Annotated in this window: 1 protein-coding gene; it reads left to right on the top strand. The window is 38.0% G+C overall.

What is annotated here, in order from left to right; translation table 11 throughout:
* Positions 1-922 precede the first annotated feature (922 nt).
* Positions 923-20,146: SGBP N-terminal domain-containing protein (locus tag IE051_RS17185; protein ID WP_189362655.1), on the top strand; the 19,224-nt coding region annotated here is incomplete at its 3' end.

The raw sequence follows: 20,146 nt of genomic DNA, 5'->3' as shown, positions 1-20,146 counted from the left end.
CAGTAGGTTATGCATATTCTCTTTTGATTTTTTCATACTATTTCCATCTTAAATCATTCAAACTTTTTTACACTGATAAAAAACAAAAATTAGTAAATTAATTTTATTAAAAGAAGTTGAATTTTGAAAACTTCGAAGCTTTTAGGGGTCATGTAATTATTATTGAATCCATGCTTTTTTTAAATTTTATTCAAATAACGATTCTAGCCAAAGAAATGAATAATACAGCGTTATTTTAAAAACATCGACGAACGGATAAATCAAAAATATAAAGGCTTGGAAATCTGAATTATGTCTTTTTAGAAAAAGGAATTTAATATGGTTTTTAAGGGGTTTAATTATATATCTGCATCTTTTTAAGTTACTGACAATCAGTGTAAAAGATGTGTTTTTTTGTATTTTATTCTTTTTGAAAACTAGCTTTTGTTACTTAAAATAATTAGATAAATCTTTTAATTTTTTTTTAATACATGCCGTGGTTTGAGTAAACATAGGCTATACAGGGGTTTTGATTATTGAGTTTATCGACGAAATACATAATTGAAAGTTGTAAGTAAGATGAAAATGCTTTAATCGATTTTACTTACATGTTCGACTAAAATAAAAGCAACAAATCGACATAAACAATATACTTGTAAAGTATTTTCATTAAATAATATTTGCTATTAATCCAAATCTCTCTCTCTAAGCTATATAAAACGATAGCAATTTCTGGAAAATAGATCTTATTGTTTAGTGTTTTTGTTTTAACCAACCAACCAGTTAAATGAGTGAAAATTCCTTTTCCTGTGTTTTTCTTTTGCAAAGAAAGCACGACGGTCCCAATTTATATAAAAGTGGCTATACGCCAAATCTCTACAATACAAAACGTCAATGCACGCCTGCATTCGCAATATTTAGCAAATTAATAAATCCAACCAAAATGAAAAACGTTACGCTATTTCTCGTTACTCTATTTTTACCCTTATTTTTCTTCGGGCAGACCCCTTGTACACCTATCAGCACATTAGATTGTGAGGACGTGGTGGTTAGCCTTCCTGTTAATTTAGATTTTTCAGCGGAGGTTTTAAATACCATTCAAGAAAGCACAAATTTTGGTACTGGATTTACAGCTGTTTTAGAACATGCTGAAACGAGATTTACAAGTAATAATGCAGTAAATGATCTACCTATTTCTAATGCGAGTATTAATGGTTATGAACCTTCATTATTAACTTTGAGTGGAGGAAATCTAGCAATACAATCTCAAGCGGGGATTGCATATTTAAATAATAATAATCAAATCAATACTTTGGGAGTAGGGTTTGATAATTTAACGGAAACCATATCAATAAAATCTAAGTTATTGAATGTAGTTACAGGCGGTAGTTCAGCTCAGGCAGGGATTTGGTTTGGTTTTGACGAGGATAACTTTGTTAAACTTGATGTTAATAATAATAATAATGTGGAACTTCGAGTGGAACGTGCTGGGGTATCCCTTAATAATGCAACAGATCAAGTTCAGGTTAATGCAGGCGCTTCGGGTAATGATGTGATTTTAGAAATGATTATCAACCCTTCATCTTTAACAGTAGAAGCTTTTTACACTATTGGTAGTGGAGCAAGAACTTTTTTAGCTAGTTTAACGATTCCTGCTAACTATATTACAGGTAGAGATCTCAATGGATCAATAGGGCAGACTAATGTCTCTTTTGCAGGTATTTATGCCACGCATAGAAATGGTTCACAATTTACGGCAACATTTGATGACTTTAGTGTAGAAGAAGTCCCAAATACAGCGCCTTCAATTACGAGTTTAAATACAGCTAGCGTTTTAGAAAACCAAACGGTAGCTATAGATGTTGATGCGACTGATGATTCTGCTGGTTTAGTCTATACGTTAGACGAAACAGGTGGTGTTGATTTTGGACAATTTGATATTGATGCTGAAACAGGTGAAGTTACTTTCGTAATTGCACCAGATTACGAAGTGCCAAGCGATGATGGCGGAGATAATATTTATAATATCACAGTTAAAGTTACAGATGCAGGATTACTTTCAGTAACACAAGAGATTGCTATCACAGTTGTAGATATAGTGGATGAAACGCCTCCAACAACGGACTTTTCATTTATTGAAGATTTTGATGACTATACACCGGCTACAGGAAATTTAGATGAACTTTCTAATGGAGACTGGGTAAAGCAACCTGGTGATGCAGGTAAGCCAGCAATACCTGTTGTTTCTGAAGGACTAACACTAGGGACAACCTCGTCATTAGAAATAGATAGTCAACCTACAAACGCAGTATATAATTTTCAAAAATTAATGGATGCTCCTGTTGCTCTGCAACCTAATGTACCCTTCTATTTTGGTACTTATTTTGAAGCATCAGAATTAGGGGCGAATAATTCTAATAGAATTAGAGTTGCTGTTAGGGTAGATGACGCTGGAGGAGAAGCTGGTGCAGGCTGGATTCGCCACATTATAGGGAACTATGGAGGAACTTATTATGCACGCTTGGGACTTGGCGGTTCAAATACTAATAATGGCCAAACAGCGATTTTCCCTGGGCAATTACTACAATTTCTTGTAAAAGGGATATGGGATGATACTTCCAATACTATTTCTTATGAATATACAATTTCTCCAACGTTAACGGAAGGTGCTAATACATGGATTGCTGCTAATGCTGAACAAAGCGTCACGGGGATTCCAAAGTTAGGACGCATTTTTATCAGTTCTACAAGTCCCGATAACAAAGCTAATATTGGTCCAATACGATTAAGTACAACCTATAGCGAGGTGGTTACAGAATTAGTAGATAGTGATCCTTTAGCAGCATTCGAATCGACAATTTCAGATTTAAATGTTGCTGTAGATGCGTCAGCCTCTCTGGACGATAATAGTATAGCATCATATAGCTGGGAATTTGGGGATGGTACTTCAGCCACAGGTGTTACGGCTTCTCATGATTATGCGGCTAGCGGCGTATATACAATAAGTTTAACGGTTGAGGATAACCAAGGAAATACAACTGTTTCGACTGAAAGCGTGACAGTTGATGCTCCGTTTATAGCAACTTTTCCTTACCAAATTAATTTTCAAGATCAAGGAACAACACCGCCAGCAGGTTATGTCAAAGATTATGGTTTGCCTTATGGTGAAAATGAAGGAGGACTAACTTATGGTTGGGTAAAACTTTCTGATGGTCAGCCAGTAGATTTAACCACACCCAGTAACGGTACTGGAAGAAATCGCCAAGTGAATGGTGTTGATCTTTTGTTGAACACTTTAGTACATATTCAAGGTAATGATATAGCCAGTTGGACTGGAGGTCGAAGTAACGAAGGAGTATGGGAAATCGCATTGGATAATGGTTGGTATGAAGTTACAGTTGGAGTTGGTGATCCTAACACGGATGGTAGCCCAAGTGATTCCCCAATACATTATATAGACGTGGAAGGCGTAAATGCAATTCCATTATTTACCGTAAATGTTAACCTTCCAGCTGGAGATCCTGGTCGTTTTCAAACCAATACTGTGATAGTTGAAGTTACAGATGGTAAATTAACTATTGATGCTGACAATGAAGGTGCGTTTAGAACAAAAATAAATTATGCTACCATTGCTCAGGCTTCAGATCCTAGATCGACAGATACAGATATTGTTGCTTTTGCATTTACCGAACAAACCGGAGCAGCAACAATAGATTCAGAGAGTGGTACTATAACAATAGAGGTAGCAAATGGTTCAGGTTTGGCAGCATTAACGCCAAGCACATTTACAGTTTCACCAGGAGCTACGGTATCTCCATTAGGTACACTGGAACAAGATTACACTAATCCAGTAGAATATACAGTAACCGCTGAAAATACCACAGATAATCAAACATGGACGGTTACGGTTACGGAAGAAGCTGCACCGCTAAGTGCAGAAACAGATATTGTTGCTTTTGCATTTGATGAGGCAACAGGTCCAGCAACGATAAGTTCAGAAAATCATACAATTACTATTGAAGTACCAGATGGTACGGTAGTTACGGCTTTAACGCCAAGTACATTTACTTTATCAGAAGGCGCAACAGCATCTCCCGATGAGAATTCAGCACAGGACTTTTCAAGCCCTGTAAATTATACAGTAACTGCTGAAGATACAAGTACTAGTCAACAATGGACAGTTACAGTAACGGTTGCTGCGCCATTAAATACAGCACCTTCAATTACGAGTTTAGCTACCGCTAGCGTATTAGAAAATCAAACGGCAGCTATCGATGTTGATGCAGGAGATGATTTAGATGAAGAAGGTTCAGGATTAACCTATACCTTTGATGGTGGTGCAGATGATGCACTGTTTACAATTGATGCAGCCACAGGAGCAGTAGCTTTTATTGCTGAACCAGATTTTGAAGCTGCAGGCGATGTTGGAGAAGATAATGTTTATAATATAACAGTTAAAGTAACCGATTCTGGATTACTTTCAGATACCCAGGATATCGCTATTACAGTCACAGATATCGGAGAAGCTACAGAGATTATTGCGTTTACTCTAGCGGCTCAAACGGTTGACGCGGTAATCAATTCAACAGATAACACGGTTACTATTGAAGTGGAAAACGGTACAGATCTTGTAACCTTAATACCTACAATAACAATTTCTGGTGATGCTACGATTAATCCGGAATCTGGAGTAGTACAAGATTTTACAAGCCCAGTGACTTATACTGTTACCGCTGAAGATACTACTATTACAGAAGATTGGATTATAACGGTAACCGAAGCGCCTAGTACAGCAGCAGATATTATTGCGTTTTCTTTTGATGAACAAACAGGTGCAGCGACTATAAACACAACAGATAACACGGTGACAATTGAAGTGGCAAACGGCACAAGTCTTTTAAGTTTATCACCAACTATTGAAGTATCGGCAGATGCGACTATTAGTCCCAATTCTGAAGTGGCTCAAGATTTTACTTCACCAGTAACCTACAGTGTTACAGCGCAAGATGGCGTTACTAGTGTGGATTGGAGTATTACGGTTAACGAAGCACCAAGTATAGCAACAGACATTACTCTATTTACTTTAGTAGAACAAACAGGATCCGCTGTTATCAACACAACAGATAACACGGTGACTATTGAGGTGGCAAACGGTACAAGTCTTTTAAGTTTATCACCAACTATAGAAGTATCGGCAGATGCGACTATCAGTCCCGATTCTGAAGTGGCACAAGATTTTACTTCACCAGTAACGTATACCGTTTCAGCACAAGATGGCATTACTACGGAAAATTGGATTGTTACCGTTAATGAAGCACCAAGTATAGAAACAGATATTGTTGCTTTTACTTTTGATGAGGCAACAGGTCCAGCGACGATAAGCTCAGAAAATCATACGATTACTATTGAAGTACCAGATGGAACGGTAGTTACGGCTTTAACGCCAAGTACATTTACTTTATCTGAAGGCGCAACAGCATCTCCCGATGGGAATTCAGCACAGGACTTTTCAAGCCCTGTAAATTATACAGTAACTGCTGAAGATACAAGTACTAGTCAACAATGGACAGTTACAGTAACGGTTGCTGTGCCATTAAATACAGCACCTTCAATTACGAGTTTAGCTACCGCTAGCGTATTAGAAAATCAAACGGCAGCTATCGATGTTGAAACAGGAGATGATTTTGATACAGAAGGTTCAGGATTAACCTATACCTTTGATGGTGGTGCAGATGATGCACTGTTTACAATTGATGCAGCCACAGGAGCAGTAGCTTTTATCGCTGAACCGGATTTTGAAGCTGCAGGCGATGTTGGAGAAGATAATGTTTACAATATAACAGTTAAAGTAACCGATTCTGGATTACTTTCAACAACGCAGGATATTGCTATTACTGTAACAGACGTGGATGAAACAGTTCCATTTGCAGCAAAATTCAACTTTCAAAATGCACCGACTTCTACAACACCTCCAACAGGTTATGTGGCAGACTACGGTAAAGATTTTGGAAATCTAGAAAACGTTCTTACTTTAAATGAAACAGATTACACCTACGGTTGGAAAAGTTTAACAACTGATCAGCCATTAGATGTGTCTACGGCAAACGGAGGGGCAGGACGCAATAGAATAGCTAGTACTTATAATGGTGAGTCAGATCAGAATAAATTATTGGGAACCTTGATACATTTCCAAGGCGACAATATTGTGGGATGGTCAGGACAAGCCAGAGGAAATGAGCTGTACTGGGAATTAGTAGTACCCAACGGGACATATGAGGTGACTTTAGGTTTAGGAGATGTAAGTAATTCTATTGATAGTCGTCACAGTGCTACTGTAGAGGGTTATACTATTATTGCACCTTTTAATCCAGTAGATACAAAGACCAACATTGCTACTATGATTGTTGAAGTTACCGACGGCTTACTTACCGTAAATGGATTAGGAGGGTTTAACTCAAAAATTACCCATATAGAAATTGTAGAAAGTACAGGAAGTGCAGTAAATGGCATATTAGCTTTTGATCCAACAGGTTTAAGCGAAAATCTTGGAGTTGCAGGATCAGGATTATTAGTTAGTAATTTAAGTGGAGCAGGAGCTGGCGTGATTAGCCTTTTAATAAATGATAATTTGACCGCTTCAAATGATTGGTTAACCTTACCAGCAACTAATGCCTTAGGTAACTATGAATTCGTTACAAATGCCACAGACTTATTAGTTGGTAATACTAGGGAAGATCAAGTGATTGCTTCTACTCAAGGTTATAAACCAGCTATTCTTGATTTAGACTTAACTGTAATCGAAATCAATACGCCGCCAATAATTGAAGATCAGTCTTTTATAGTATCAGAAGATGCAGCCATTGCTACCGAAATAGCGACGGTGGAAGCCATAGATGCCGAAGATTCTATTACATATGCAATAACAGCAGGTAATGAAGCAGGAGATTTAGCTATTAATCCTAATACAGGAATAATTACCAATGTTGTCACGCTTAATAATGCCACAACACCACAATACTTATTAACCGTTGAAGTTTCAGATACTAATCTAACAGATAGTGCTACTATAACTATTGATGTTGCCGTTGGATCTTTACCATGTAGTCCAATAAGCACACTAGACTGCGATCAAATTGATGTCGCCTTGCCATTAGCCTTAGATTTTACAGCTATAAATGGTAATATATCTGAGACTGGATTTACTATGGTTTTAGAGCCAAGTTCAAGATTAGCCGCAGATGATGAGTTTGCAGATGCAAATGTACCTGGCTATGCACCTCTATTTCTTAACCAAGGAGTAGATGGTTTGACCATAACAAGTACAAAAGGAATATTTTATAGCCAACTATCATCTCAAGGTAGCCCTAATAGTACCGATACCAATTCACAAATGAATGCTTTAGGTGTTGGACTTAATGTGCCGTTAACAACCTTTAGTGTAAGCACCACGTTATTAAATCCTGATTTTTCTGAAAGTGCAGGAAACAATTCTCAGCAAACAGGTTTATGGTTTGGCTTAGATGAAGACCATATTATTAAACTTGTAATCGCTAAAACAGGGGCAGAAACTGAGAAGATTCAGCTGCAGGTGGAAAATATGGATGAAACCACTGCAGCATTGGCGTACAGAGAATTAAATACAGCAAATGTTGCACTTGCTGATGAAGAATTAGTTGCGCTGCGTTTAGAGTTTGACCCTATTAATAATACAGTAAAAGGATTTTACTCTATAAATGGAGGTGCAGAAGTTCAAGTGTCAACCAATAGTATTGACCTCTTGAGTGTACCAGCAAGTTATTTTGCAGGAACTTCTTATGATACGAATAACCCTTCGGAATTATCTAATTTCGCAGGAGTTTTTGCAACACATAGAAGAGCCGCAGGAGATCAATCTATCGATGTGCTATTCAAATCATTTGAAATAGAAGCCGAAGAGGTAATTCCTACCTTAGCTTTTGATGTGACAGAACTCAATTTTACTGTTCCAGAAGGCGGAACAGTAGCTGCACAAACTACTACACTTTCTGCTAATACAGGTAATCCAAGTGTTACTTTTCAAGAAGATCCAGAATCTCCTTGGTTAATTATGCCATTGACGGCAGCAACTGGACTAGTCGAGTTTGGTATTAATCCTACTGGTTTAGTTCCGGGGACGTATTCAACGAATGTTTTTGCCATTGACCAGCCAGACTTAGGTTTTGTAAATGGAGAACTAGTGATTAACTTAACAGTAACGCCGGCTGAAAATGATTTTGCAGTAAATATTAATTTTGCCACCTCAGGTGCTGATACTGAGCCGGACTACGAAGTAGATTCAGGTCTTGGATACGGTAGTCGAGGAAATGGACTGACATACGGTTGGTTGGAGACTACTGGTACCACGCCAATTGACCTTTCTGATAATGCTAGAAATAGAAACTCTACAGTAAGCTTATTGACAAAAACATTAATCCACATGCAGTATGGTGATACAGGTGGAGGGAATGGTGTTGCTACAGAAGGTATATGGGAAATTGATGTGCCTAATGGAGTTTATCGGGTAACCGTAGGAGTAGGAGATCCAGGTTTGGATGGGGAAGGTACTGGACCTATACATAGAATTAATGCTGAGGGGGTGAATGTAGTTGATGATTTTGTACCTACAGGTGGAGCGAATGCTTTAACAAGATTTACAACCGGTACGGCCGTAGTAAATGTTACTGACGGGAAATTAACTATAGATGCTTCCGATGGATTCAATACCAAGATAAATTACGCGAATATAGTGCCAGCAACTAGCGAGCCTCAGACACCTAGAGTTGTAGGTGTATTTCCTGCTGATGGTGCCACTAACGTGTCTACAAGTACTAATGTTTCAGCGAATGAATTGTTTTTTCCAAATTTCGATGAAAACGGAGTTGCCGGTTTAAATAATGCAACAGTAAATACGTCTACAGTTAAGTTAGAAAAACAAGGGAGTTTACTTAATTTATCATATACAGTGAATTCAACAGGTGGCGGTGATGCCATAAATTTATCACCTACCACAACTTTAGAATCCAATACAACTTATGTGTTTACTGTTGACGGTGTTGAGGATACAAGCGGAGAGGCTTTTGAAGTCTTTACTTCTACATTTACAACAGGAGATGGAAATACTGGGGGTGGAGATACTGATTTAGACAATGTTGCTTTCGATAATGCTGGACCAGTAGCCTCTAATGGCAATTTTAGCTCACTAACAGTGGGGCCAGATGGTAAGTTTTATGGTTTAGAAATAGGAGGAGATATTTATAGATGGGATATGGATGTAGACGGTAGTCTAATAAATCAAGAGATTTTAGATGGATGGAAAGAAGGATATGGTTCAAGAGCGGCTATAGGTCTTGCCTTTGCGCCTGACGCAACCTCATCAGCATTAGTGGCTTATATCTCTCATCAATCAGGCGCACTAAGTAATGCTCCAGATTGGGATGGTAATATATCTAGGATTTCTGGACCAGATTTAGCAACAGAAGAGCTTTTAGTTACAAGACTCCCAAGATCATTGCGAGACCACTTAACCAATAGTATAGCCTTTAAACCAGGTGAGCCCAATGTATTATATTTTAATCAAGGAAGTAATAGTGCCGCAGGAAAACCAGATAATGCCTGGGGGAATAGACCAGAAAGCTTGCTTTCTGCTGCAAACTTAAGGTTAGATTTAACATTATTACCAAATAGTGATAATCTTCCAATTAATGTAGAAACAACAAGAGACATTGACGCGATTAAAGCGGTTGATGTGAATTCACCAACTTTGGATGGTTTGTACAACCCTTATTACGTCAATGCACCTTTAACATTGTATGCTACGGGTATTAGAAATGCATACGATTTATTATGGCATTCAAACGGGCAATTATATATACCAACTAACGGAACAGCTGGCGGGAGTAATGCACCAGCATCTATTGATGATATGTATAGACCGGATGGAACGTTTTATAATCATCAAGATGTTAGTGGTAATTATCCTGTGATTTCTGCATCAGATGGGAATAATACACAAAGAGACTGGTTGTTCAGAATTGATCCAAGTAGTACGATTGGTTACTATGGGCATCCAAACCCGTTTAGAGGAGAGTTTGTATTGAATAGAGGTGATGAGGATGTTAATAATGCGGTTTATAATGGCGTTGTGGCAGATGTTAATTATCGTGGTGCAGCCTTTGATTTTGAATTTAATAAATCACCAAACGGTGTGATTGAATATAAAAGTTCTGCCGAAAATGGAAACCTTAAAGGTGCCATTTTAGTAGTGCGATATAGTGGAGGTAGTGATATTATTGCCTTGGTGCCAGATGGTGCTAATGGTGATATTGGCACGTTTAAAGAAGGAATACCAGGATTCACAGGATTTGATGATCCTTTAGATTTGGTTGAAGATGTTAATACTGGAAATATATATGTTTCTGATTATGGAACACGCCAAATTATATTACTTACACCTAAAAATGAAGCGAGCCCTACACCTGTTATCGCTGTAGGTACTAACTTGGTAGTGGGGGATGCCATAGCAAGTGGTGAAAACTTGTATGAAGAAGAAATTTCGCTTTCTAATTTAGGTAATGCAACATTAGAAAATATACAAGCTAGTATTACTGGAGCAGCTAGTGCGGATTTTGAAGTTGTTGATTTACCAGCAACACTAAACGCTCAAAATACAGGCTCCTTTAATGTACGTTTTAATCCGTCTAACGTTGGACCAGCGGTTGCCGAATTAACAATTTCTGGTGATAATACTGATCCGGTTATTATCCAACTGCAAGGTCTGGGTAAATTAGGTTCAGGAGGTACTAACGAACCATCATTACAATGGATACTAGATACGCACTTGGGTGCGGGTGTTATTAATGTAGGTGATACAAATGTGGCTACTAACCTTATAGATCTGCCTAATGGCTCTGCATACAACGATATATTGGGAGACGAAATTGATGCTCAAAAGTTTGAACGTGCAGCTGACGGACCAGTTTCATTAGAATTATTGAGTGTTTATGGCCCAGAAGGAAGCAATCCTATTGTAGCCTTTGGATGGTACGAAAGCGGCTCAGCTAATGCGACTACAGAAGTTTTTACCGTTGAAAATGATGTTACCAATAACGGGCAAACATTAAACCCTGTTATCACAGGAATTTTACAATTTGATCCAGGTGCAGAAACGTTCGGTTTCTTTAACAGATGGCCAGCATTTAATAATAGACAATTATATAGTGAAGATGCATTAAATACGTTTAGTGGTGCCATTCCTCACCATATTCGAGTGTATGAATTACCAGGAGAAGAAAATGCTTATATCATTGCAACAGAAGAGCATATACAAGGTTTCGATTACCAAGATGTAGTAGTGATTGCCAGAAATGTGAAATTATTTGATGATACACCGCAAGTGGCATGTTCACCAATAAGTACTCTAGAATGTGATCAAATAGAAGTTGCTTTACCGTTTGCCCTTGCTTTTAACGGAGCAGAAGGTGGACTTGCAGAGACTGGATTCACTATGGTCGATAATCCGTCCGCTAGATTAGCTGCTGATAATCCAGTTTTTAATAGTAATGTACCTGGGTTTGAACCTGGACAGTTAAGTTTTAATAATGGTAATTTAATCATTGAAGCTACTCAGGGAATAGCTTATAGAACAAATGGTGGAACAGCTACCACAAGTACTAATACTAATTCCCAAATTAATGCACTAGGCGTTGGTATTAATGCAGATTCGTATGGGAACTTTAGTATCACTACAACAATTGTGAGCCCTTATTCAGATGCTAGTAATGATTCTGAGCAAGCCGGTATTTGGTTTGGACTAGATGAAGATAATTTCGTAAAACTAGTAGCCAATTCAAGTGGTAGTGTTGAATTGCGTTCTGAGGTAAATGCACTATCTGTGGGTGCTAACCAAGAGACTACAGCTGTTGATGGATTAAATACAAGTACGGTGACATTACGTTTATATGTTGATGTTGATAACGATGAGTTAGTAGCATTTTATACCTTAAATAATGGTGCAGAGGTAGAATTTGGTTCGTTGCCTCTTGCAGCTGAATACATTAATGGCAATGCAGATTATGATAATTTAAGTTTTGCAGGAATTTTTGCAACTAAAAGGCGCGAGGACGCTGGTACTGTGGTGAACTATAGTTTTGAGGACTTTGGTATTGAAGCAGATGAGAATGATATAGCCTTTGAGCCTGTTAATATTAATTTCTCAACAGCAAATGACACACCACCTGAAGGGTATTTAGTAGATTCAGGATTAGGTTTTGGAGATAGAGGTAATACCTATAATTATGGATGGCTTTCAGCTAATGATAATACAACACTTGATTTATCTAGTTTTGCACGAAATAGAGGTATTGGTAGTGTTAGTCTTTTACAAAATACTTTAATACACATGCAGTATGGCGATATTGATGATACAACGCCAGCGGGTATTTGGGAAATTGATGTTCCTAATGGTTCCTATAATGTAACTGTAGGTGTTGGAGACCCAACAGGATTAGATTCAGAGCATAGTATAAATGTAGAAGGAGTAAATGCTATTGATAAATATGTGCCTTCAGGTGCTCAGGGAGCATCCGCCAGATTTACATCGGCAACAGTTCTTGTAGAAGTGACAGATGGTAAATTGACCATTGATGCCAATGGTGGTGTCAATACGAAAATAAATAGCATTGGTATTACCCAATCAACCGTTATTACTGAGCCTTATTTTGCTAATGTTTCACCAAGAGATGATGCTACGGGTGTGTTCACAAATAATTTCCAAATTACAGTTGAAGTTATTACACCGGCTGGATATGAACTTGATAAAAATACCCTAGCAGGTAATGTTAATCTATATGAGGTTACTTCTGGCGGAGAAGTCTTAGTGCCATCTAACTCTAATGATACAGGGGGAGGAGATGCTATTACCTTAACACCAAGTAGTAATTTAAAACCATTTACAGAATACGTCTTTAGATTAACAAGTAGTATTGAGGCTAATTTAGTAGGTGATATAAATACTCGTATACCGTTTACAGCCTTTGAATCCAGTCTCACAACAGGTGAAGAAGATATTGATATTGATCTTGATTTAACAGGAGTAGAATTTACTCAGGTGAATGGTGAAATTGAATTAGGTGCCCAAACAACGGGGGAATACTTTTCAAGTTTAGTAATAGGCCCAGATGGTAAGCTTTATGCTAGTACTATTGGTAATTTTCAGTCTGATGGTAAGATTTTTAGATGGGATATTGCCGCAGATGGTACTTTAGAAAATTTACAGATATTATCTCCTGAATTAACAGGAGCAGCACATCCAGAGGATGGAGCAAGAAATAATAATAATAGATTGATTATTGGTTTAACTTTTGATCCAACATCAACAGCCGAAGATTTGATAGCTTATATTACCCACAGTGCGGCATCTGTAACTGATGGACCTGAATGGGATGGTGTTTTAACACGATTAACTGGACCTAACTTAGAAACAGTACAAGATTTAATAGTGCATTTACCAAGATCTGGTAAAGATCACCTGACTAATAGTATTGCTTTTGATCCAGCAGGAGATTTATTTATTACCCAAGGTAGTAATTCAGCAGGAGGTGATCCAGATCCTAACTGGGTAAATAGACCAGAGCGCTTATTGTCGGCGGCTATTTTAAAAGTTGAATTGGATAAATTACCTTCGAGTTTACCATTGAGCGCATTTACAACTGATGATATATCAGCAATTAACAATGCAGCTGATGCCAGTTTAACCTATATAGATGGTCAAGGCAGGACGGTTTATAACCCATGGGCTACCAATGCACCATTAACTTTATTTGCTACTGGTGTGCGTAATGCTTACGACTTACTTTGGCATTCAAATGGTTGGTTATATGTACCAACCAATGGTACAGCAGGTAATAATAATACCTCCCCTAATTCTCCAGCAACAGAGTCTTATACATTAGCAAGACGTATTGATGGATTAAATTCCATTCCAAGTGTACCTGCTCTTAGAGGTGGTGAAACACAAAAAGATTGGTTGTTTAAAACAAAGGGAGGATCTTATCATGGGCATCCAAACCCGTATAGAGGAGAGTTTGTCTTAAATCATGGTGGAGCGCCTTACAGCGGTGTGCCAGGTCAAATTAATGCATCAGATGTTGATGTTAACAAATACCCAGATGATTTATTACCAGATCCAAATTACAGACAACCAGCGTATGACTTCGAATTCAATAAATCGCCTAATGGTGTTATAGAATATCAAAGTAATGCCTTTGGTGGTAAACTTGAAGGCCTACTTCTAGTAGTGCGTTTTAGTGGTCAAGATGATTTACTTGTTATGCAACCAAAAGCAAACGGGGATATTGCTAATGTTAATGGAGATGTTCCTGGTTTAGGTGGGTTTGATGATCCTTTAGACCTTATTGAAGACCCAAGAACAGGTAATATTTATGTTTCTGAATATGATAGAAATGGAGATGGGACATCAAGAATTACGTTGTTAAGAGCAGCAGTTCCTGCTGTTATAGGTCCAGAAATTGCGGCTACTCCAGAGGAGTTGATTTTTGAAATAAGAACCGATAATTCTGATGATGATTCTGATACCAAAGTTGTTTCAATTACAAATAATGGTACAGGTGTATTAAATATTCAAAGTGCTTCTATAACCGGTGTTTTTGCTAATCAATTTGATGCGGTAACCCCTAGTGGTAGTCAAACAGTAAACGTTGGAGAGAGCATAGACTACAGCATTACTTACGCACCTGAAACTGATAATTCAAATTTAGGGTATCAAGACGCTGCGCTTGCTATAGTAAGTGATGATGCTGTCAACCCTACCTTTAATGTTGGTTTGCATGCACTTAAGAAAAGAGGATATGAAGGAGGTAATGAACCATTTTTACAACAAGTTGTAAATACATTAGGTATTGGTATTGATGTAGGATGGAATTCATTAAGTAATGGAACGGATCCAGATCCTATTGGAGACGAAGTGGAAGTTGAAACTTGGATTAAGGCTACAGAAGGTCCAATAACTATTACTGCAGTAGGTCGATATTCACCTGCTGAAACCCTACCTTTTGGATGGTATACAAACAACAATGGTACTGTCAATTTAAACGAAGTAGATGCAATTTCCAATGGATTGCCAAATGCACAAACGTTAAATCCTGTTACGGATAATGGTGTGATGCAGTTTGATCCCCAGGGTGCTGTATTTGGAATTTACACAGATTCAAATACATTTAATAGAACCAATTATACAGAAGATGCTCTTAATGCTCTTCAATCTGAAGGAGTGACACATAGAACTAGGATTTATCCAATGGCTGATCGCGATGGTAATGCCATTGAGAATAGTTACCTTATTGCTTTTGAGGACGCTACTAATGGAGATTATCAAGATTATGTATTTGTAATAGATAATGTAACACCTTTTGTAGATGGATCTTTAGTCTTGAATTTTGATAAACCGAACTTGGATTTTGTAGCATCTATTAGTGAGGAAAATGTAGATGCACAGGAGATTACCTTATCTGCTAATGGCGGGGTAACTGCTTCAGAGATTATACTATCAACTTCTGAAGACTGGATTGTTTTACCAGAAACCTATGAGGTTAATACAGCATTTGAATTAGGTGTTGATATTACGGGGCTATCTATTGGTAATTATGAAACGACTGTAACGGCAACTGCTCCTAATTATCAAGGAGCTACAATTACGGTTAATTTAAGTGTAACTAATGAGTTGGTTTATACCTACCAGTTTAACTTTCAAGATCCTGACAATGTAGAAGTTTCGCCGCCTGGTTATATTGATGATATTGGGTTACCTTTTGCAGTACGAAATACAAATCTAGGCGACATAGCATATGGTTGGGTAGAACCGGGTACGTTGGCACCTGCTAATGCAGGAGAGAATGCCAGAAATAGAAAAGGTGATGCTTTACTAAGTACATTTACAATTATGGGACACAGAACGGCTGCTACTTATCCTTTGAGAGATTGGGTAGTCAATGTACCTAATGGTAGTTATTCCGTAAATATTAGTGTAGGTGATCCAGATTTTACAGATAGTAATCATGTATTAGATGTAAACGGTGTTACTGTTTTAGATTATGATCAGGAAAATGCTGTATCAAATGGTTCTGATAACTATGAAGAGACTCAATTGGTTGAAGTCGTTGATGGTACCTTGCGCCTTTCTTTAGGAGCAGGTGGAACAAATGCTAAACCAAACTATATACGCTTAGCCCCATATGATATTTCTTTATTCCCTCCTACAATAACGGCTACTTTTGATGGAAATGAGAATGTTCCAGGTGTTTATAGAGGTCTTGTTTCTATAACCTTAGAGGCTAAAGATTTAAGTGAAAGTGGAGGTATAGAGTCATTGCAATATAGCCTAGATGGTAATCCGGTTGAAGATTATTTAGAAGCTATTGTGGTAACAGAAAATGGCGTGCATGTTCTTGTTGTAACGGCGAAAGATGCGAACGGAAATACAACTGAAGAGACTTATAACTTTACTGTGGAACCAAGCTCTGGTGCTTTACTGGCTATAGAGAATATGACTAAAATACCTGGAACGAATAGAAGCTTTCCAGCAGAGGACTATTTTACTTTTCATAGAGTTGGTGACGAGCCAAATAGAGCAGTACACGATACAAATACATTGCGAATTCATAACGAAGGAACTGCAGATTTGATTATTACAGAGGTTAATATTTCTGATACTAATGATTTTACAGCGTCTATGTTGACTACAGATGGCCCAGTAGCCATTTCCTTACCAATGACTATTACAGCAGGACAGTCTGAAGATTTGGAGATAACATTTATTGGAACAACACCTAACAATGGCATAGGAAATATAGTGGAAAATATTTCTATCGTTTCAAATGCAGATAACTCCAATGATGCTATCGCTACGCTAAATGGCGCATACTCACGTGTTAGTCAAGGGTCAAATGAAATCACAGCACAGCAAGTATTTGACGCTTTTGGTTTCCAAACAAGTATGTTGAGTATCGTGAATGACGATGGTACTATTGATCCGCCAAACCAAACAACCTTTAGACCAAGCTCTAATTATCCGGATGCTGATAATATTGATGCTGGCTATGAGGGCGACATGATTTTATCCTCAACATTTGTTCAGGCTGATTCAAGTCAACCAGTTCGAGGCATTCAAATATCGGCTTTACATGGACCAGGCTCGAATGGAGCCAAATTTATAGAAGCTAATGGAACAGGAACCATAGGAGGTATTAATTTTTCTCATGGTAGCGATTGGTTCCAGACACTATTGCCAAGAGAAAGTAATAGTTCGAATGCTATTAGTTTTGATTCCGCATCCTCAATAAATGAGCCTTTTAGAATACAGATTGCAACTGAAAATACAAGCGGAAAGAATTCTGCTAACGGTAGACTTTTAGGCGCTAGGGTTTATAAAGTAATTGATAGGGAAGGTAATGTTGTGCCCAATGAATATATAGTTTTACAGGATTTTATAGCCAATGGTTGTGGGGCAGGCTCTGCAAATTGTGATTGGAATGATAATACATTCTACTTTATAAATATTAGACCAGAGGCGGTTCCAACTGCCGAGGCCATTGAGGATTATTTTGCAGAGATTGAAGAAACTTTTGAATTAGATATTTTGCAATATTTTGATAAAGGATATCCAGGAAACACTTTAGATATTGTTGCAACTGTTGAAGCTGCAGATCTTCCAAACTGGATGAACTTTGATGGAACAACAGGATTATTAACAGGTACACCGCCTGTTGATACTGCAGGAACTTTTAACGTGGTGTTTACAGGAACAGATACTAATGGACTTGAAGCAGTTACATCCTTGGCTGTTACTATCAATGAGCCTCCTGTAGCCATTGATGACGAAGGAACTACCAGAGTAAATGTAGCTCTTATTTTAGACCAATTATTAGCTAATGATTCTGAGCCTAATGGAAATGAACTTAATATTATTAATGTAGACAATGAAGAAAATGGAATAGCAATATTAAATGCTAATCAAAAGACAGTAGAGTTTACACCAGACAATGATTTTGAGGGCATAGCGTCATTTACATATACTATTGAAGATGAAACAGGGCTTACTGATACGGCTATTGTTACTATTCTTGTTCAAGAAAATGTAGCACCAACTGCAGTTGCATTTACAGAAAGCACAACAGGAACAACGCCATTAGTGATACCATTTGATGCTAGTAGGTCAAGTGATGATAGTGATGAGGCCTTAACATACCTTTGGGATTTTGGGGATGGATCAACAAGTAATTTGGAGAAACCTTCATATGCTTATACTAAATCGGGTAATTACACAGTAACATTGACAGTAACTGATTCAGAAGGAAAGAGTAATACTGATAATAGCTTAGAGATTACGGTAGAAGATTCAGTAGCTGGTGAATTTGCGTTGCGTATTAATGCAGGTGGACCAACCTCAGATTATCAAGGAAAGACCTTTATAGATGATCAAAATTTTACAGGAGGTTATAGTTTTGTAAATGAAAATGCTGATCTACCAGAGTTATATCAATCAGAGCGTGGAGCAGTACCAAAAGTATTTGATTATAATATACCATTAGCAAATGGGACCTATGAAGTCACTTTGCACTTTGCTGAGGTTTGGTGGGGTGCTCCCGGAGGCCGTGAAGGCGGCATAGGTAGTCGTGTTTTTGATGTTGAAATAGAAGGAAATACGGTGCTAGATGATTATGATGTAATTGAAGATGTAGGAACACTGACCGAAGTAACTAAGACTTTTACAGTAGTAGTAATTGATGGATCGCTTGATATGAATTTTGATGCTGCAGGAAGTGATGGTGCAAATGAACCTACACTAGCAGGAATTGAGGTTCTTAGTCAAGTTCCAAATGAAGAACCAGTCGCTGTAGCCGATTCAGATATTACATCAGGTCCCGCACCATTAACAGTAGTATTTGATAGCAGTGGTTCAAGTGATGATAAAGCAATTACGGATTATGCATGGGACTTTGATGATGGAACACCAGAAAGTAATGAGGCTTCACCAAGTCATATATTTACTGCAGCTGGTAACTACACAGTAACCTTAACGGTAACCGATGACGAAGGAGAGAGCTCTACTGATAGCATAGATATAACGGTAGAAGAGGCTGTGTCAAATGACTTTGCCTTACGTATCAATGCAGGCGGACCAGCTGTAGACTATCAAGGAGAAACCTTTATAGCAGATCAGTATTTTGTAGATGGAAAAGTATTTGTTAATTCAAATGCAACAGTACCAGTATTGTATCAATCGGAGCGTAGTGCAAGCCCTCCAGTGTTTGGTTATAACATACCTTTAGCAAATGGAACCTATGAAGTCAGCTTGTACTTTGCAGAGATTTGGTGGGGAGCTACAGGAGGTGCTGAAGGCGGCCTAGGTAAGCGTATCTTTGATGTTGCTATAGAAGGTGATACCTTGTTAGATAATTATGATATCAATGCAGATGTAGGTGCACAGACTGCAGTAGTTAAAACATTTACTGTAACAGTTACTGATGGGGTTTTAGATATGGATTTTGATGCTACAGGAAGTGATGGCGTTAATCAACCTAAGCTATCGGCCATAGAAATTCTTGGTCAAGCCATTAATCAGGCGCCAGTCGCTTTAGCCGGTTCAGATCTTACATCAGGGCCTGCACCATTGACGATAGCATTTAATTCAATAGGGTCTAGTGACGATAAAGGTATTACGGCTTACGCTTGGAACTTTGGTGATGGAACACCAGTAAGTAATGAAGCATCACCAAGTCATATATTTACAGCAGCCGGTAACTATACGGTAACTTTAACGGTAAGCGATGTAGAAGGTGAGAGCGCTACTGATAGCATAGATATTACAGTAGAAGAGTCTGTATCAAATGACTTTGCGCTGCGCATAAATGCGGGTGGACCAAGCTTAGATTTCGAAGGGGAGACCTTTATAGCCGATCAGTATTTTACAGGTGGTAAGTTTTTTGAAAATGCAAGTGCTGAAGTCGAGAGTTTATATCAAACAGAACGCAGTTCAGATGAGAAGGAATTTAATTATAACATACCTTTAGCTAATGGAACCTATGAAGTCACGCTGCACTTTGCAGAGATTTACTGGGGAGCTACAGGTGGAGGA

Origin of the sequence: Algibacter mikhailovii, from assembly GCF_014651495.1 — a bacterium.
GTDB lineage: Bacteria > Bacteroidota > Bacteroidia > Flavobacteriales > Flavobacteriaceae > Algibacter_E > Algibacter_E mikhailovii.
This window is presented reverse-complemented; position numbering and strand designations above follow the sequence as displayed.